Below are 13,544 nucleotides of genomic sequence, written 5' to 3' on the forward strand. Positions count from 1 at the left end.
GATTTTGGAGCTTATTTAGTGCCCGTCGTTTCTGACACCGGACCCTCAACTTCGAAGACAGGTCTGTCTTTGGTATGTGCAGTTTTCGCGAACGATTGCACGTGTGCTTTGCCACTTTTTGCGCAGGGGAGAGTGAACAATGCTTGACGGGAAATTTCACACGGATGGATCGCAGGCTGTTACCTTCATAAAACCGTCTCGCTACACAGTTTTAGTCCCGCTCACGAACGACCGCCATCTCGCTTACAATACGTCCAGTCAGGCATTTTCCATTTGGGATGCTGATGATTTGGCGTTGTGGAACGCCCTTGTTGATCATGGGGCACAAGAATTTTCTGCGAAGTACCGTGGGTTTGTTCAAGGCGGTTATTGCTTGAACGCTGACGCTGACGAGCTGGAAATCGTACGCGCCCGCTATGAGAACGTGCGTCACAATGACAGTCACCTGATGATGACAATCGCGCCAACGTTGTCATGCAATTTTGGATGCCACTATTGCTTCCAAGGGCTCGACAAACCTTTGACGAAGATGACGCTCAGTGTGCGCACTGCGACCAAAGCGTTTCTGTTGGAGCAACTAGAGGGGCGCAAAAGCTTTCACCTAACTTGGTATGGCGGTGAGCCGTTGATGGACCAAGACGCAATCTGGGATGTGTCCAAAGACGCGATCGCTTACTGTGAGGCAAACGGCATTAAATACACATCCATGATGATTTCAAATGGGTACAAAATGACGGTACCTGTTGCGGAAAAGTTGAAAAAAGCCCGTGTGTCGCGGGTGCAGATCACCATTGATGGTGATGCCGAGGCACATGATAGCCGTCGTCACCTGACAAGTGGGCGTGGAACGTTCGACAAAATCATCGAAAACATCCGCGAAGTGACCGCGCGTCGGCTTTTGACGGTATCGGTTCGCGTAAATATCGATGGGCAAAACGAGGCAAATGCTCGTGCCGTTTTAGATGAACTGCATGCCGAAGGGCTTGGATTGCACAACGGGGTATCCGTCTATTTTGCACCAGTGGAAAGCGTCGCTGAAAACGCGTCCGGATGTGACGGATGCTTGTCCAAAACAGATTATGCAGATGTCGAAAGCCGCTTGCAGCAACTGGCCTTTGAAAAGGGGCTGATGGCAACGCCGAAAATGCCCCGCTTCCTTGGGCTTTGCACTGCGGTGAAACCAAATTCTTATGTGATTGTACCCAACGGTGATCTGCACAAGTGCTGGGATACAGTAATGGAATCCAAGATGCGCGTTGGCAGCGTGATGAAAGGCAGCACACGCAAGACCGATGCCGGCATCGAGGCAATGTGGAACCAATGGTCCCCATTTGACAATGACGTTTGTTCAAGCTGCACCTTGTTGCCCACTTGTGGCGGCGCGTGCGCGTTCAAATTCGTACACAACGATTATGCTTCGGGCGAAGCAGGAAGACTGCCGTGTCCGAGCTTGAAATTTAATATGGCCGAGCAGCTGTTTCTACGTGCGAAAGCGCGTGGGTTCGTCACAGATGACGACTGGCATCAGAAAAACAGCCCAACGGTCAAAGAGAGTGGAATGCTTACAGGGAACACACATACGTTTAGTTCCATCCAGGCAATCCACAATGCCCTGCAAGGACCGCAGGAACTCTGAACTCAGGACGAAGATCTGGGCGGGTGTTTGTGACCCGCTTTCTCTGGAACGGCAATTATGCCAGACCAAAGCTAAAGGTGAATGTGTAATGCAATTTATCGATCAAGCCCCGGCCTACCGGGTAAAATCGATTTCACTTGATCAGGCGGTCCTTTCTGGACGCGCCACAGTTGACGCTGTTTCGGACAGCGCGAAACTTTCGCTGTGCTTTAAACCCAGGCTCGACGCTGCTCTTGCGTTCGATCGTGGCATTGATGCACGCGTCAACTTTGAAACCCTACCAACGCCGGAAAAACTGGATCTTATGATCGCAGAACTTTTGCCGTCGTTTTTCATTTCAGACTTGCTGACACTAACTGGTCGCGACCAGTGGATCGTACGTTTCGTGATTGACGCGAATGTTGTGCGGACGCTGCGCATTGATTCCGATGGAATTCGACCCGTGTCCGGCAAGGACTGGACCCCACATATAGAACTGGAAACTGATATCATGACCCTCATGTCCATTTTGCGCTCGACCATTGCAGCTTTTGAAACCGCTTCTAAAGCCTCTGAAGACATCGTGACGCTGACCCCCGAAGAAGCCACCGCCATTGTTGGCGGGATGCCCGACCCGGATCCAGAACAGTCCGAAAACTCGGGAAATGAAGGCGACGAAGCCAACGAGGGTAACGAAGACGACGAGGGTAACGAAGGCGACGAAGGCGACGAAGGTAACGAACCTTCCCTGACTGATGAGGGCGATGAAGGTAACGAAAACGTAGTCAATGACGAAGGTGACGAAGGCAACGAAGACTCGCTATTTGACGAAGGTGACGAGGGCGACGAAATCACGCTCGATGACGAAGGTAACGAAGGTAACGAAGCCTCGCCAGATGACGAAGGTAACGAAGGCAACGAAGGCACGCTCGATGACGAAGGTAATGAGGGCAACGAATTCACGCCAGATGACGAAGGTGACGAAGGCAACGAAGGCGAAGAAGGCAACGAGCTCCAATTTTCTGACGAAGGTGACGAGGGCAACGAAGCCTCGATAGATGACGAAGGTGACGAAGGTAACGAAGCCTCGCCAGATGACGAAGGTGACGAAGGCAACGAAGCGTTAATCGACATTCCCGGAACGGATGAAGGCAACGAGGGTAACGAAGCTTCGGTAAATGACGAAGGTAACGAAGGTAACGAATCCTCGCCGAGCGATGAAGGCAACGAAGGCAACGAAGGCGACATTGGCGGCGGTGGTCCGCTTGGCGTCTTTGACGAAGGCAACGAAGGCAACGAATCCACGCCGAACGATGAAGGTAACGAAGGTGACGAATCCTCGCCGCTTGATGAAGGCGACGAAGGCGACGAATCTACGCCGAACGATGAAGGTAATGAAGGCGACGAATTCACCGGCGACGAAGGTGACGAGGGCAACGAAGGTAATGAAAACGTAGCCGACGACGAAGGCGATGAAGGCAACGAGCCCTCGCCAGATGACGAAGGTAACGAAGGCAACGAAGCGTTCATCGACATCCCTGGCTTGGATGAAGGCAACGAGGGTAACGAAGCTTCGGTAAATGACGAAGGTGACGAAGGCAACGAGTCCACGCCGGGTGATGAAGGTGACGAAGGTAACGAACCCTTTGACGAAGGCGACGAAGGCAACGAAAACGTAGCCAATGATGAAGGTGACGAAGGTGACGAAGCCTCGCCAGATGACGAAGGTAATGAAGCCAACGAATCCACGCCAGACGATGAAGGCGACGAGGGCAACGAAGGCGACGAAGGTGATGAAGGTGATGAAGGCAACGAAGCCACGCCGAACGATGAAGGTAACGAAGGCAACGAAGCTGATGAAGGCAACGAAGGTAATGAAAACGTAGCCGACGACGAAGGCGACGAAGGCAACGAAGCCTCGCCAGATGACGAAGGTAACGAAGGCAACGAAGCGTTCATCGACATCCCCGGAACGGATGAAGGCAACGAGGGTAACGAAGCCTCGGTAGATGACGAAGGTAACGAAGGTAACGAGTCCACGCCGGGCGATGAAGGTGACGAAGGCAACGAACCAGCCGGCGACGAAGGCAACGAAGGTGACGAGAACGTTGCCAACGATGAAGGCGACGAAGGCGACGAAGGTGATGAAGGTGATGAAGGCAGTGAATCCACGCCAGACGACGAAGGCGATGAGGGCAACGAATTCACGCCAGACGACGAAGGCGACGAGGGCAACGAGGCTTCACTCAACGACGAAGGTAACGAAGGCGACGAAAACGTAGCCAACGATGAAGGCGACGAAGGCAACGAAAACGTAGCCAACGATGAAGGCGACGAAGGCAACGAGGTTTCGCCAGGCGATGAAGGCAACGAAGGCAACGAGCCTGTAGATCCTGACTTCGATGGCAACGAAGGCGACGAAAACGACGAAAAGGACGAAGGCGACGAAGATAACGAAGGCGACGAAGGTAACGAAGATACCACGCCAAACGATGAAGGCGACGAAGGCAACGAAAACGTCTCTGACGACCAAGGAAACGAAAACAACGAAGGCAACGAAGACGACGAAGGTAACGAAGCCGGTGCCGACGAAGGTAACGAAAACAACGAAGGCAACGAAAACGACGAAGGTAACGAAGCCGGTGCCGACGAAGGAAATGAAAACAACGAAGGCAACGAAGACGACGAAGGTAACGAAGCCGGTGCCGACGAAGGAAATGAAGGCAACGAAGATGCCGGTGTCGTTGATGACGAAGGCAACGAAGGTAACGAAGGAAATGAAGGAAACGAAAACGACGAAGTCGGTTTCGATGAAGGTAACGAAGGCGACGAAGGAAACGAAAACGACGAAGGCGACGAAGCCGGTGCCGACGAAGGCAACGAAGGTGACGAAGGCAACGAAAACGACGAAGGCGACGAAGCCGGTGTCGATGAAGGCAACGAAGGTGACGAAGGCAACGAAGGTGACGAAGGTGACGAAGTCGGTGTCGACGAAGGTGACGAAGGCAACGAAGACACGCCCAACGACGAAGGTGATGAAGGCGACGAAGTCGCGGCCTTTATCTCAGGTGGGTTTGCCTGCGGAGCTGACGGCGGATTGGATGACGGCGACGCCTGCGGTGCCGACGCCTGTGCCATCGATGCCGGAGGGGCCAATAGCAGCGATGATCTTGAAGATGTCATCGGTGCCGACCTCGGGGCTGGCGTGGACGATCTCGACGTCTAAGCCGCTGACCGCCTGACGGCATTGGGTAATGATCCGCAAGGGTTGTGCCCAAGCTAAGGCCTTTGAAACAACAAAGCCGCCCTTCGGGGCGGCTTTTTCATTTTGTTGTGAACGCGATGATGATGTGTTTCGGATGAGCTGAAATAAGCGGAAAACCGATCATTTTAGGCACGACCATCGGCGTCAAAAGGTGCGGGTCAATTGACCGAAGGGCCCAAAATGTTTAATGATTGCAACGTATTTATAGGGTTTTAGCTGATGAAGTTATTTTCACTTTCGGTCGGCCTTTTGCTTGCAGCTTTTGGTGTGCTGAATGTTCCTGTGTCTTTCGCAGTGGATGGTTTTGGCCTTGTCGTAAGTCCGGGCGGCGTGCGGACAATTCGCGCCGACGAGCAAGGCATGGTGATGCACTTTCCAGCCACCGATGGTGGGTTCCTGCCGGGTCAGTTGGTGTCCGCCGTGGTCGAGCCCTCTGGAGTTGCTGAAAACGCGTTGCTTCTAAGTAAAATGCGACGAGAGCTGAGCAAGGTTGAGTCTGATTATCTTGAGAAGAGTTCAAAAATTCAGCTGGATATTGAGCGTGATCAAGCCAAACAAATAGCCACTGTTGAGCAGTTGAAGGCCCGCGGCGTTCTCATGGCCGATACCGATGCAGTTTTGGATACGTTGCAGGAGTTTGCGGCGCAAAGCACTGTAGATATCTCGGATTTGAATGACGAACGCCTGTCCCAACTCGCCAAGCTTGAAGATCTTGTCAAGCGTTCGGGAGAGGTCGCCGCATTGCCAGCGCAAAGGCTTGCGACAATGATGGAAGAAATTCAGGCGGGTCGCCTGTCGGTCATTGCATCGGAGAACGCGACGTTTTCAACAGACCGTATGATCTTGGATATGACAAAGGGCCAAAACGACTTGGCTTTTTCGAATTCAATCGATTTGGCTGAAATCGACATTCTAGGTAAGGGCATTGCGGATCTGCAGTTGCAGCTTGAGGAATTGGCACGCCTGCGTGCCAGTCAGCGCGCAGAAGCAGAGGCGAGCTATTTGGCCAAGTCCGTGTTGCCGCAAGTTGCCGTTTCTAGTGGGTATGCAGCGGATATGCGCACATTGCAGGCCAGCCGAGCCGACGTCGCAAAAAGCGACCCTCTTCGGCTTCTTGCGACTGGGCTGCCGACAGCAGGTTTGTCGTTTGTTGCCTATGGTGCAGTAGAAACCGGGCAAATCGTTTTGGGGTATGATGGCACCCAGGTAAAGATCGATTTGCCAGCGCCGACTGACGCCATTGAGCAGACACTCCGATCCGCTGGATTGGATGTTCATCTTGTGCATCAGGATGAAAAGTCAGTTGGTGCAACTGTTATCAGGTCACTCTTTATTGAGCTATCTACTCCTCCGGAACACCCAGTTCGAATACTCAAAACGATGGCACGCAATGGCGAAAATGTGCCGTTGTTGGTGACCGGTGAAATTAACCTGCCGGATGCGAACATCACGGCTGACGCTAATGAAAGGAACCAGATTATTGGGTTTCTTGAAAACCGGCATGCTGTCGTTCTTGAACGCGGTCAATCCGTACGAGGATCTATCAACAATGCGCGTACAGGGACCGAAATCGTGTTTGATGCACGCGTTCTGAACCGGGACTTTTCGGCTGTGGATACCAAAGAACTGGGCATTCGCGTCGGGAACCAATCTTTGGCGGATAAGATCATTAAGCGCGGTGTCCTAAGTCAAGTTGTGGTCGAAGTTGATGCCGCATCGGCGCATCAAATCGAAAACCTGTCCGGCGCAGTTGTGCACCTGAGCTTTCCTTTAGGGCGACAAACTTTGTTTAGCTTTCTGATGGCGCGAAATGCTGCGATCTAGCTTTTTTTGGTCGAAAGCGGCCCGTTTATTACTCTCGAAACGTAAACGTTTTGTCATGCAAACGGCGAATACTGATTGTGGGGTCGCATGCGTACTGACGGTTTTGAACCTGTTCAACCGACCGGGCGATGCGGTTGATGCGGTCGATGAAATGGACGCTGATCGGACAGGCAGCAATCTTGAGGCGATGCGGCGATATATGGAAACGCGGCATGGCTTTGCTGCGCGGGCCCTTGCCGTACCAGCCAACAAGTTGGGTCAGATCGGCGGGAAAATCATCCTCCATATGCAGCAAATGCATTATGTCGTTTTGCTCCAACATGGGCGGGATGGTGTGTTGGTGTTCGACCCTGCAAAGGGTCCCGTTTACTATCCCATGGCCGATTTCGCTAAACTGTATTCGGGTTATTTGCTTGAGGTGAAACGCCCCGCACGCGGGACGACACTGCCGCAAAAGATGACCGCTTTGCCTGTGGTCGGTGGCCAAAGAAAAGGCTGGCTGTCTTCCATTTCTTTGTTCATTGTCGGGATCGCGTCGCGCATGTTGGAGTGCACAATTTTGCTGTGTATCGTGGCGGCCCTGTTCCTTGTGCTGAACCGAGCAAGCTTTTCTTCGGTCCTTATGGTTTTTGCTCTAATCGGAGTCTGCGGGGCAGCTTTGCTTGCCGCGCGATATGTGCGCCTTCAAGGGGAAGGTGATTGGGCACAGGATCGTCAAATTCAATTGTGGCGCGGCCTGTTGCGTACATTCTTGGGCGGTCGCGACCTGAACGGTTTTCGAGGACGCAAAGAAAGAGACGTCGCCGCAAACGTGCGGCAAGGCATGGATGTTTCGGTTTCACAACTTGCTCAGGTCCCTGCGGCGCTTGGATCTGTTGTCGGAATTGCTGGGATGCTGTTCATTCTTAACCCATGGCTGGCGCTTGTGCATCTGCTGCTTTTCGCAACCTTGCTTGTCATCATGCAGTTGGATGAAATTCAGGTTTGCCGACTGTCGATACGGCCCGGTGTTGGACGGTATTCCAAATTGGGGCTTGGACATGGCCCATTAAACGCGACAGTGGCATCCGACTTGTTCGGAGAAATTGCCAAATGGATCGTAATTGGGTTTGCCGGGTTGAGTGTTCTGTTGGCCGACTTGTCGCCGGTTGCTTTGATGTTTTGGATTCTGACAGGCATGCAAATTGTGCCGTTAGATTTTCGCCGCGCAAAGATCATCGCACCGGTTTTGAGGGGGCGCCAATCCGTGTCTCAATTAACTGCGACAGAGGTGCCGCTGCGACCCCAGACCGTAATTGGTTCTGTTGACCTAAAGACCTCGCACGCAAATGGCATGTTGCGTATCGACGGGATTGGTCCGCTGACTGCGACTTTGCAGCAGCCGGACCTGACCGTTCGCGAACAACGATTGATCTTGGGCGATGTCGTCCGGCACACGTTGTCCAACCTCGCCCAGTCTAAGCGCCCTGACACAGGGCCTGTCCGTATTTTTGCAGCAGGGCAAGAAGCCACGCAATCTGACTTTGAATATTTGATGATCTCGCGCGAAACCCGGTCGACTGACAATTTGCCAGCGCTCAGTGGGGGGCGAAAAACAATACTGGATGGAGAGGCGGACAGACTGGTCCGTGACCTTCATAGCTGTGATCCAGGTGATTTCCCTGTGTTCTGGGATTTTCGCAGTCAAATTAGGCTTGAGGACTTGCAAGCAAGGTTACGTGGCGCTGGGTTAACAAAGGTCGGGCATCTAACTATGAAGCGACTTACTGTGGTTGAGGTGGCTTAATCATGCCAAAACACTATCCAACAATTGGTGATATTTGGCCCTACAGCGAAGCCGCAGTGCCGCCAGAGTTGGCGTCAATTCCTGTTGATGTTTTTTTCAGTGATAGACGCGCCAGCTCGATTCAGGCGGCTGAGTGGATCAGCCCTGTGGACCCCGAAGCAGCGCCTCGGGCAAGTTATGCGTTGCGGCTGGTACGGGGCAATGGGCGCGGTGAATTGGCCTGTTGGGATTCGACCAAAGGCGTTTGGGTGACAAAAGAGACGTTTTTGATCCCAGACACTGGCACCGGGTGTTCGATCATTGAATTGCACGGCATTTTGTTGGGCAACGTCCAGTCGATCGAAGCCCTCAGCTTCCGCTTGCGCAGCTTGTTGCAAAGCGAGCTGTCAAAGATCAAGGCATACCGGCTGATCGCGCGCGTGCTGTCAGTGATGTCAATTATCGTTCTGTTTTATGCTGTTCGGTCCGGCGTCGAAAGCCACGCCCTTGAACCGTTTCTATTGATCTTCTCCGCTGCCGTAGTGATCGGGTTGTTGTCCAATGGGCTGCGCAACAGGTGCAAATCCTTGCACGAACTTGCTGTGATGCGTGTGAATGAACAGTTTCGCTTTGAGTACCGAAAAAGTTTACATGCACCGCTTACCATCAAAGACGTCGATCAAACCCTTCGCGATGGAAATCGAAAAGGCGAGGAAGAGGCGATCATTTTTGGTTTTCTGCTCTTGCTGTGTTTTGTTTATTTTATTTCGACCCTTGTTGTTGTCGGTGTCATTGTCGCCGTCATCGTCGTGACGCTTATCACCAGCGAGACAAGTCGATTGCGCGTTTTGAGCGTCGCACTAGAGCGAAGCAAGGGACGGTTGGAGCATTCACTTTTGTCGTTTCGCGCCTCGAATGATAGTTTGACGCCGACAGGCTTACGCAACGCCAAAAAACAGGTGTTGCGGGATCGGGCGCGTCGCTTTGCAGATGTGTTTGGGAAAATGCGACTGACGCAGTCACGATTTAGGCTGACGCACGATCTTGCCATCGCCGTGGCGTTTCTGATCATTTTCGCGTCTTACGCTTTTCCGATTGCCACGGGTTTTCAGAAGCTATCGGTGACCAAAGCGGATTCACTGGTCGTCACGTCTTTGTTTTCAGTCGCGCCGGTGATTATCCTGCTTAGTATTTCGAAGTCCACTGTCGCCTTGGCACAGATCATCAATCGAAAAATATTGGCTCTGTCTCGATAGATTAGTTTGCAGCATAGCCCGCCTGGCATCAGGGGGTTTGGGGCCGACAATGCCGACCCCAGAGTGTTCAGACTATTTCTTTTTCTGACGTTTACGTTGACTGATGTTAAAGCTGATGATGATGCGTTCGGCCTCATTACCTTCGCCTTGCGCAAGGTTGGGTGCTACGCTGTGATACAGCCAGCTTGGAAAGAACAATAGCTTACCGGCCACAGGCTTCACGTTGACCTTCGACCAACATTCAGTTTTGCGTTTTTTGTTTGGCAAATAGCTCGCTGCATTCATGATCTGCTCAGTGCGCGGGTCGGTGAAAGAGATGTTGCCGGCGCCCTCAGGTGCTTGCACATAGTAGACCCCGCTCCAAAGCGCACCGGGATGCACGTGAGCACGGTTGGAACTGCCAGGAGGGTTGGTGATCGACCACATGGTGCTAATGGTCAAATAAGACGCCGTATCATAACCAAGGTTACTGCTGACGCCGGTGAGAATTTTGTTCACCCTCTTAGTTAAGTTGCTGAAAGCTTGTTCTTTGTGCAGATTGTTGTGGCTGTGCCATCCACCCAAAGCGCGAATGTTTGACCGTTCGATGCCTGTAGTGTCTTTTTCACGTTCCGCATAAATGGCGGTCAGAATTTCCTCGTTCAGCGACGCACGATCATTCAACATCGATGAGTAAATCAATGTAGGAAAGTAATCGTCGCGGCGTAGTTCGTCTGTGCCTGCGTCTGTCTCGATTTGGGCAATGGTCCTGGTCATTGTGGTCTCCTTACTTTTTAATATTGCGGCACAACTTTAATATGGTGTCGCGCGCATTTTCTGCTGTCTGACGGTTTGGAGCGTCATTGGCAAGAAACTGGAATTGTCGGTCCCTCGTCGGGTGCTTCGTTGTTGTCGAGAATTGCTCTGATGAATTCTATGCGGTTCGGCACAGCTGCCAAAATATCGCGGCTATCGACCGGCGGAATACGGCCGGGATGCCGCAAAAGCGCATAGGCGAACAATGCAGTTTCTGCCAAATCTTCTCTGTCTGGGCGGCTGGCGGCATACCGTGTTAAAAACCGGCCATCCGCATTCTGGGCCGCAACCCAGTCTGGATCCAGACGATAACGCGCATCCAAAGATGCATGAACAGCTTCGTGAAAGATCGATTCTTCGAGCTTATTCTGTGAAATTCGGTGACTGGATTGGTCCTGATACATGAATATCTTGCCACTGCCGCCATGAAACCCTTCGCGCCCTTTATGGATGCCAAATTGTTTGATTCCGCTGCGCAGGACCAAAGGCAATTGACCAAGGCCACGGGTATAGCGCATCGCTTCGGCGCGCGCTTCGGCCTCGCTTTGGAATTCAGGGTTCAGGATGATGTCTATCGATGGGCTATCCGTGAAATGCGCTTGGAACAAAAATGCACTCAGCGTGGGTTCTGCATCCAGACGTTTGTCCCACATTTCGCGTGTGTCACGCCCTTCATAAGTAAGGCAAGAAAAACTGCTGGGATCACCGGTCTTGATGACATCGAAAACCGTGTCAGCGGTGGATGAAAACGACGGTTCGTTGGCAAGAGCAGGTTGTGCTGCAAGACAGATGAACGCCGCAAATATTGAAAGTTTAGACAAAGCAGATGCAATCGCCATAGTTCGCTGTCTCCAATGGTTCGCCGTGTGAAAAATCAATTTATCAAATTTATTGGCAAATGTGGGTAAAATAACCCATCCGCCTAACTACTCTAATGCGTTGATACTAAATGTTCAATCCTGATGTGACGACACTCGAGCGGCCTTCATAGCGAAGACCTGCGAATTGAGGCGTCGCGACAACTTATAGGTGCGCTGAGGGTGAAAGGAATGACCCTTTAGGTTGAATTTTTCAATTAACAGTTGGGATGGGCGAGAATTTAGTTTTTACCATGCCATGCTCAAGAGCGAAGCAAAGGCTTCTCCTTTCGATACGAAAGTCTGTCCTGTGGATATCCAAAGCCGAATCCCCAACGCGCTTTAAAAGATCGACGGCCTTGGCTATCGAATTCGATAAAAAAAGCTAAGTCTTCTACTTTTGCCATCTGGTGTGCGTGGGAACCTGCCCGCGCTTCTGACTTGTTGCTGAGCCGCACGATTGATGGATGACGAACCAGAGCTGTCAACAACAGAGACCGAAGCCAAAGTTCCGTTGGGATTGATCAAAAAGAACACCCGTGCCCATCCGTTTCCAGTGACCGCAACGGGTGAGGTCCGGTTCAACTGGGACAGAACTCGGCCCGCGTAATTGGTGACCCCAGAGTTCCCGCCGCTAAAGGAATTTCTTAGGCCTGTTCCACCTGATCGCGAGCCGTTGCTTCTGCGGCCGATAGTACTGGTTCCGTCACGTTTGAAGGCCGTCAAAGGTGATTCAATGCGCGGTGCGGGCGCGCGGCGCGCAGTGGTTGTTTGCGATGACCCGGTGGAAAGGCCCGTTGGCTTTGGTGCAGGTCTTTGCGTCGGAAGTTGGGGTCGCAAAGAGGTTGTGACCGCTGTTTCCGAAGCGTCATTTTCCACCGGTTCCACGGTATTTGCCGTTTCCACAGGATCTGCGATCGGTTCCGGTTCTGCTGGGGTCGCAATGTCTGGTGTTTCAGGTTCGATTTCCGCGGGTTCGAGCGACACAACCGGCACCGAAGGTGCCACGGGTGCAACGGCGACGGAAGGAACTGGCGCAGTGGCGGCAGGGGTCGTCGTCGTGGGCGGGCTTACCGCAAGGGGCTGTGTCGGGGCCTCTGACGGATCTGCGGGCGGTTCTGCTGGGGCCGCAACGTCTGGTGTTTTAGGCGTAATTTCTGAGGGCTCGAGCGACACAACCGGCACCGAGGGTGCAACGGGTGCCACGGCGACGGGGGGAATTGGCGCAGCGGCGGCAGGCGCCGTGGTCGTGGGCGGGCTTACCGCAAGGGGCTGCGTCGGGGCCTCTAACGGCTCTGTGGGGGCATTGGGTTCTCCGAGCGGGATGTCCGTGACAGTGTCAGTCCCGGCTGGAGGGGTAAGGATTGGATCCGTGGCCTCGGTTTCATCAGCCCCGATTGGATCGACGGTGTCCGGTTCGGGCGTGTCGCCTGATTGCGGCGCGGACGGCCCGGTTGTTTCAGGTTCGACTGCCTGCGTGGTGCCGGTGTCAGGGGTCGTTCCTTGTTGAGGCGTATCAGATGCAATGAGCGCTTGGCTTGTGAGCACATCGGTGGGCTCTGGAACTGGTTCTGCTTCGACAGGGGCGGCAGGGGTCGGTTCCGGTTCGCTTGCAGTGTCCGCGAGATCCTCAAAGGCAGTGCCGGGTGCGACAAGTTCAGTTGTCGTTTCGCCACCAGATGGACCCGGCTGCGGTTGCGAAGGCCAAGTAAAGCCAATGCCAAGAAGCAGATGCAAGACAAGCGATAGTAAAACCGCAATGGCTGCCACAATGCCCGATCGTCGGATCATTCTAGAGCCCGTTCCGTGACCAAAATGATGGCCGACGCACCGAGATTCCGCAAAGTGGCAGAGACTTCGATAAGACGCGCACCGCTTGCATTGCGATCCGGGACTATGCGGACAGGTCCATCGCTGTTCGTTTCCATATAGGTTTCAGGGTCGATCGAGGCACCTCTGAAATTTAAGGTGCCGTCCTCTCGTAAAACAAGGGCGTCGGGCGGCTCACGCCCTTCAAGATCCAACGTTTCCACAAGACGGAGATCAGTATCGAGAGGCGGCGCTATCGTCCCTGCAATCAAAAAGAAGATCAGCATTATGAAAATGACGTTGATCAAAGCAATCGAAGGATCACGTTTGCGGTTCTGGCGTGCAGGTCGGATCATCG

Annotated in this window: 9 protein-coding genes; 5 read left to right on the forward strand and 4 right to left on the reverse strand. The window is 53.1% G+C overall.

The features are described 5' to 3' along the window. The first annotated feature begins 139 nt into the window (after positions 1-139). The 5 genes from ABJF76_RS08075 (at position 140) to ABJF76_RS08095 (ending at position 9,725) form a co-directional block, all read left to right on the forward strand. The gene (locus ABJF76_RS08075) at positions 140-1,636 is read left to right on the forward strand and encodes a radical SAM protein (RefSeq protein WP_413818798.1); all 1,497 of its coding nucleotides are present in this window, start codon (positions 140-142) and stop codon (positions 1,634-1,636) included. Positions 1,637-1,724: 88 nt separating this feature from the next. Then, a complete protein-coding gene (locus ABJF76_RS08080; RefSeq protein ID WP_413822548.1) occupies positions 1,725-4,841 on the forward strand; it encodes a hypothetical protein in 3,117 nt (1,038 codons plus the stop codon). A 258-nt stretch (positions 4,842-5,099) separates the two neighbouring features. Continuing rightward, positions 5,100-6,704, forward strand: a complete 1,605-nt coding sequence (locus tag ABJF76_RS08085) for a hypothetical protein (protein ID WP_413821956.1) — start codon at positions 5,100-5,102, stop codon at positions 6,702-6,704. A gap of 55 nt (positions 6,705-6,759) precedes the next feature. Continuing rightward, positions 6,760-8,490 carry a cysteine peptidase family C39 domain-containing protein gene (locus tag ABJF76_RS08090; protein ID WP_413821957.1) on the forward strand — a complete coding sequence of 577 codons (1,731 nt, stop codon included), beginning with the start codon at positions 6,760-6,762 and terminating at the stop codon, positions 8,488-8,490. Positions 8,491-8,492: 2 nt separating this feature from the next. Then, positions 8,493-9,725: a hypothetical protein gene (locus tag ABJF76_RS08095; protein WP_413821958.1), complete on the forward strand. Its 1,233-nt coding sequence runs from the start codon at positions 8,493-8,495 to the stop codon at positions 9,723-9,725. Positions 9,726-9,797: 72 nt separating this feature from the next. Here the strand turns inward: ABJF76_RS08095 and ABJF76_RS08100 are convergent, their stop codons facing one another. The 4 genes from ABJF76_RS08100 to ABJF76_RS08115 all read right to left on the reverse strand — a co-directional run bounded on the left by ABJF76_RS08100 (position 9,798) and on the right by ABJF76_RS08115 (position 13,542). Further along, positions 9,798-10,481: a TIGR02466 family protein gene (locus ABJF76_RS08100; RefSeq protein WP_413821959.1), complete on the reverse strand. Its 684-nt coding sequence runs from the start codon at positions 10,479-10,481 to the stop codon at positions 9,798-9,800. Positions 10,482-10,564: 83 nt separating this feature from the next. After that, complete coding sequence (locus ABJF76_RS08105) at positions 10,565-11,359, reverse strand: hypothetical protein (protein ID WP_413821960.1); 795 nt, start codon at positions 11,357-11,359, stop codon at positions 10,565-10,567. A gap of 381 nt (positions 11,360-11,740) precedes the next feature. Beyond that, the gene (locus ABJF76_RS08110; RefSeq protein WP_413821961.1) at positions 11,741-13,168 is read right to left on the reverse strand and encodes a TonB family protein; all 1,428 of its coding nucleotides are present in this window, start codon (positions 13,166-13,168) and stop codon (positions 11,741-11,743) included. Beyond that, on the reverse strand, positions 13,165-13,542 hold the full coding sequence (locus ABJF76_RS08115) for an ExbD/TolR family protein (protein WP_413821962.1): 378 nt from the start codon (positions 13,540-13,542) through the stop codon (positions 13,165-13,167). The genes ABJF76_RS08110 and ABJF76_RS08115 overlap by 4 nt, the downstream gene beginning before the upstream one ends. Between the last annotated feature and the right edge of the window lie 2 nt (positions 13,543-13,544).

Origin of the sequence: Tateyamaria sp. (genome assembly GCF_039940735.1) — a bacterium.
Lineage (GTDB): Bacteria > Pseudomonadota > Alphaproteobacteria > Rhodobacterales > Rhodobacteraceae > Tateyamaria.

What these genes read in the sequence shown, in the direction of transcription:
- ABJF76_RS08095 (WP_413821958.1), top strand. Translation starts at nt 8,493, where the DNA reads ATGCCAAAACACTATCCAACAATTGGTGATATTTGGCCCTACAGCGAA.
- ABJF76_RS08085 (WP_413821956.1), top strand. Translation starts at nt 5,100, where the DNA reads ATGAAGTTATTTTCACTTTCGGTCGGCCTTTTGCTTGCAGCTTTTGGT.
- ABJF76_RS08090 (WP_413821957.1), top strand. Translation starts at nt 6,760, where the DNA reads ATGCAAACGGCGAATACTGATTGTGGGGTCGCATGCGTACTGACGGTT.
- ABJF76_RS08075 (WP_413818798.1), top strand. Translation starts at nt 140, where the DNA reads ATGCTTGACGGGAAATTTCACACGGATGGATCGCAGGCTGTTACCTTC.
- ABJF76_RS08100 (WP_413821959.1), bottom strand. Translation starts at nt 10,481, where the DNA reads ATGACCAGGACCATTGCCCAAATCGAGACAGACGCAGGCACAGACGAA.
- ABJF76_RS08080 (WP_413822548.1), top strand. Translation starts at nt 1,725, where the DNA reads ATGCAATTTATCGATCAAGCCCCGGCCTACCGGGTAAAATCGATTTCA.
- ABJF76_RS08105 (WP_413821960.1), bottom strand. Translation starts at nt 11,359, where the DNA reads ATGGCGATTGCATCTGCTTTGTCTAAACTTTCAATATTTGCGGCGTTC.
- ABJF76_RS08115 (WP_413821962.1), bottom strand. Translation starts at nt 13,542, where the DNA reads ATGATCCGACCTGCACGCCAGAACCGCAAACGTGATCCTTCGATTGCT.
- ABJF76_RS08110 (WP_413821961.1), bottom strand. Translation starts at nt 13,168, where the DNA reads ATGATCCGACGATCGGGCATTGTGGCAGCCATTGCGGTTTTACTATCG.